Annotated in this window: 2 protein-coding genes; one reads left to right on the top strand and one right to left on the bottom strand. The window is 70.4% G+C overall.

Going from position 1 to position 3,690, the window contains the following annotated elements:
* Positions 1–32: 32 nt before the first annotated feature.
* Complete coding sequence (locus VD972_RS34325; RefSeq protein ID WP_324993024.1) at positions 33–1,940, bottom strand: OmpA family protein; 1,908 nt, start codon at positions 1,938–1,940, stop codon at positions 33–35.
* Between the two features lie 320 nt (positions 1,941–2,260).
* Between VD972_RS34325 and VD972_RS34320 the strand changes: the two genes are divergently transcribed.
* Positions 2,261–3,690, top strand: a 1,430-nt coding sequence (locus tag VD972_RS34320) for a serine/threonine-protein kinase (RefSeq protein ID WP_324993023.1), incomplete at its 3' end; no start/stop codon positions are given.

Here is a 3,690-nt window from a genome sequence, read left to right as displayed (position 1 = left end):
GATGCGTTCTTCATGTGTTCGGTCCCTCGCGCCTACTGCTGCGCGCCCTCGCGCGGCGTGGTGAGGAATTCGACCCGGCGGTTGGCCGCCCGGCCCTTCTCCGTGGTGTTCGGCGCGACAGGCATGGTGCGGCCCATGCCTCTCGCCTCCAGCCGCTGCGGCGCCACGCCCTTCTTCACCAGGTAGTCGCGCACCGCCTCCGCGCGCTCCTGCGACAGCTCGCGGTTGTGCTCGTTGCTGCCTCGCTCATCCGTGTGGCCTTCGATCCAGACCTTCTCCAGCTCGGGGTGCTCGAGGATGACCTTGGCCACCTGATCCAGCAGCTTGAAGCTGCGGCGCTGGATCGTCTTCTTGTTGGTGTCGAAGTAGACCTTTTCCTTGATCTCGAGGCGGTCCTTCTCGATGGCGACGATCTGCTTCTCCTTCACCGGGCAGCCCTGGTTGTCCACCGGGCCCGGCTCCGTCGGGCAGTTGTCGCGGTGATCCGGCAGCGTGTCGCCGTCCGTGTCCTTGGCCGGGCAGCCCTTCAGCTCGGCGATGCCGGGCTCGGTCGGGCAGGCGTCCACCGAGTCCTCGAAGCCGTCCTTGTCCGTATCCGGGCAGCCCTGGAACTCGGGCATGCCGGGCACCGTCGGGCACTTGTCCGCCGAGTCCTCGATGCCGTCCTTGTCCGTGTCCGGGCAGCCCTGGAACTGCGCCACGCCCGGCACCGTCGGGCACTTGTCCGCCGAGTCCTCGATGCCATCCTTGTCCGTGTCCGGGCAGCCCTGGAACTGCGCCAGGCCCGGCACCGCCGGGCACTTGTCGTCCGGATCGAAGATCCCGTCGCCGTCCGAGTCCTTCACCGGGCAGCCCTGCGCATCCACCCGTCCACTCTGGCCCTGGCAGGTGTCGGCGGAGTTCTTCACGCCATCGTTGTCATCATCCAGCTCGGGGCACTGCTCGGGCGTGTGCTTACCGCCGGCCACACACCGGGGCGGCGTGTGCCCGTAGGCCACGCCCAGCAGCGCGCGGAAGGTGGGGGTGCCGGGCGCTTCGCCAACGCCCACACCGGCCAGCGCGTAGGCCTCGATCGCCGCACTCACCGGCAACCGCGCGCCAGCCAGCGCCTCCACGGTGCCTCCCGTGCGCGAGAAGGGAATGGAGCCAATGAGGTTCAGCTCGCCGCGGATCCCCTCGCCCGTGGTGGCCAGCACGCCTCCCAGGCGCAGCTCGGCGCCCACCTCATCCTGGATGTTGAAGTCGTCAACCAGCGTGGACGTGGAGCGCACCACCACGCCGGCATCCAGCGCAGCGCGCAGCGAGCCGAACCGCCGGCCCACCATCACGCTCGGGTGGATGCGGGGAGACCCATCCTTCGCCAGGGCCGCGGCGCTGCCCACGGGCAGGCCCACCTGCACTCCCAGCGCCAGATCCACGGGATGCTCGTCCTCCTGGGACAGCAGCCCCAGCCGCACCCCGAGGTAGGGCGTGCCGAGCCCCGGCCCCGTCGAGATTGAGTCCAGGCCGAACTGCGTCAGGTCATCCCCGCTCTGCGTCAGCAGCAGGGGCACCTGCGCCGAGAGCTCCAGCCAGTTGAAGAGGGCATAGGCGGCCGCCAGGTGGCCGGTGATGCGGCCCTTCACCAGCGAGCCCTGCTTCTCCCCATCTCGGAACAGCGCGAGCGGATCATGCTGGTAGTGGCCGGTGAAGGAGAAGCGGTAGCCGCCCTGGGTCAGCACCTCGCCGGTGCCCAGCAGCAGCGAGCCGGAGCCGCTGGGGTTGAGCGTGAGGCGCTCCAGCTCGATTGGGGGCAGGCCCTGGGGCTGCGCGAGCGCGCTGGTGCCGATCAGCAGCGAGGCAAGCACCCACGGACGCGCCAGCGCGAGCGAGGATCGCAAGGGGCTCGCGCGTCGGGGGGAGGCGACCGGCGGGCTGGCGAGCGGTGTGGCTTCGGTCATGTCGTCTTCTTCCTACGATGGAGCAAGGCTGGGCTGGATGGGCGCGAGCGGATCCGCATCGAAGCTCTCTGTGACTCGAATGGGCGTGGCAGGCGCCACCCTCCAGCTTGCCACGAGTGCTCTCAACTCCAACAATTCCCGGTGCCCTCTCGCCCCTTAAATGGCCCCGTGCGTCACCCGGTCCGCCCTGATGGGTCGGATCAGGATTCCGAACCGCTCACCTGCTGGGTGCTGTGTCCTGCGCGGATGTGCGCGGATCACACCTCGGAAGTGCCTGCTACACTCCGTGGGCTTCACGGCCGCGCGCAGAGACAGTCGAGATGAGTGATTCAACGAAGCAGGTGGCTCCCGCCCTTGGCTCGGAAGGGCTCGAGACGACCCTGCTGCGTCCTCACCGCCCTCCGCTGCCCGAGCAGGGCGAAGCCCCCACCTGGCCCTCGGCGCCCAAGGAGGGCCTTCCCCCGGAGCTGGCTCCCGGCCGTACCCTGGCGGGCCGCTACACGGTGCTGGACTTCCTGGGTCAGGGCGGCATGGGGCTGGTGCTGGCGGCGTACGATCCCAGGCTGGATCGCCGCGTGGCGCTCAAGCTGCTGCGCCCCAGGAAGCGGGACTCCAGCAGCGGCGGCCAGGAGCGAGCCCGCCTCTCGCGCGAGGCCCAGTCCCTGGCGCGGCTCAGCCACCCCCACGTGGTGGCCGTGTACGACTCGGGCGCGCTGGAGGACGGCTCCCTCTTCATCGCCATGGAGTACGTGGAAGGACAGACGCTGCGTCAATGGCGTGCCGGGTCACCGCGGACCTGGCGGCAGGTGCTGCGGACGTACCTGGAGGCCGGGCGAGGACTGGCGGCGGCGCATGCGGCCGGCCTGATCCACCGTGACTTCAAGCCCGACAACGTGCTGGTGGGGAAGGACGGGCGTGCGCGCGTCATGGACTTCGGACTCGCACGCGTCCGGCCGGCTGCTCCTGAGCCCGCCCCGCCCCACCCAGCGCCCGGCACGCCCGCGACCCCGGAAGAGCTCACCGTGACGGGCTCGCTCATGGGCACGCCCCGGTACATGGCGCCGGAGCTGCTGCTCCGAGGACAGCCGGCCGACGTGCACACGGACGTGTTCTCCTTCTGCGCGGCGCTCTACGAGGCGCTCTACGGACAGCTCCCCTTCCCCGGCAAGACCGTGGAGGAGCTGGCGCGCACCCACGCTGACGGCAAGGCACCCATGCCTCCGGCCTCGTCCGAGGTGCCGGCGTGGGTGGCTCGCACCGTGCTGACGGGCCTGCGAGCCGATCCCTCTCAGCGCCCTGCCTCCATGGAGGAGCTGCTCGCGGCGCTCGAGGACGATCCGGAGGTGAAGCGGCGGGCTCGCAGGCGCACCCTCGGACTGGCTTCTGTGGTGGTGTCGCTGGGAGTGCTCGCCGGTTGGGGCTGGGTGGGCCAGCAGGCGCAGGCCCCGGAATGCGGACACCTGGAGCGGCGCCTGGCAGGCATCTGGGATGCGCCGACGAAGGCGAAGGTGAAGCAGGCGCTGCTGGACACAGGGGTGTCGTATGCACCGGACACCTGGCAGCGTGTGGCCACCCTGCTGGACGGGTACGCGAGCACCTGGGTGAAGATGCGAACGGAGCTGTGTGAGGCCACTGGCCAGACCCGGGCCGCTCAGCCACGCAACCTGGCGGTGCTGCAGGAGTCCTGCCTGGAGCGGCGGCGCAGCCGGTTGCGAGCGCTCACGGAGCTGCTGGCGTCCGGCCCGGACAA

This window comes from Hyalangium sp. (assembly GCF_035629615.1).
Lineage (GTDB): Bacteria > Myxococcota > Myxococcia > Myxococcales > Myxococcaceae > Hyalangium.
Note: the sequence above shows the minus strand (reverse complement) of the source record. Positions and strands in the feature narration are given on the sequence as shown.

What these genes read in the sequence shown, in the direction of transcription:
- VD972_RS34325 (WP_324993024.1), bottom strand. Translation starts at nt 1,940, where the DNA reads ATGACCGAAGCCACACCGCTCGCCAGCCCGCCGGTCGCCTCCCCCCGA.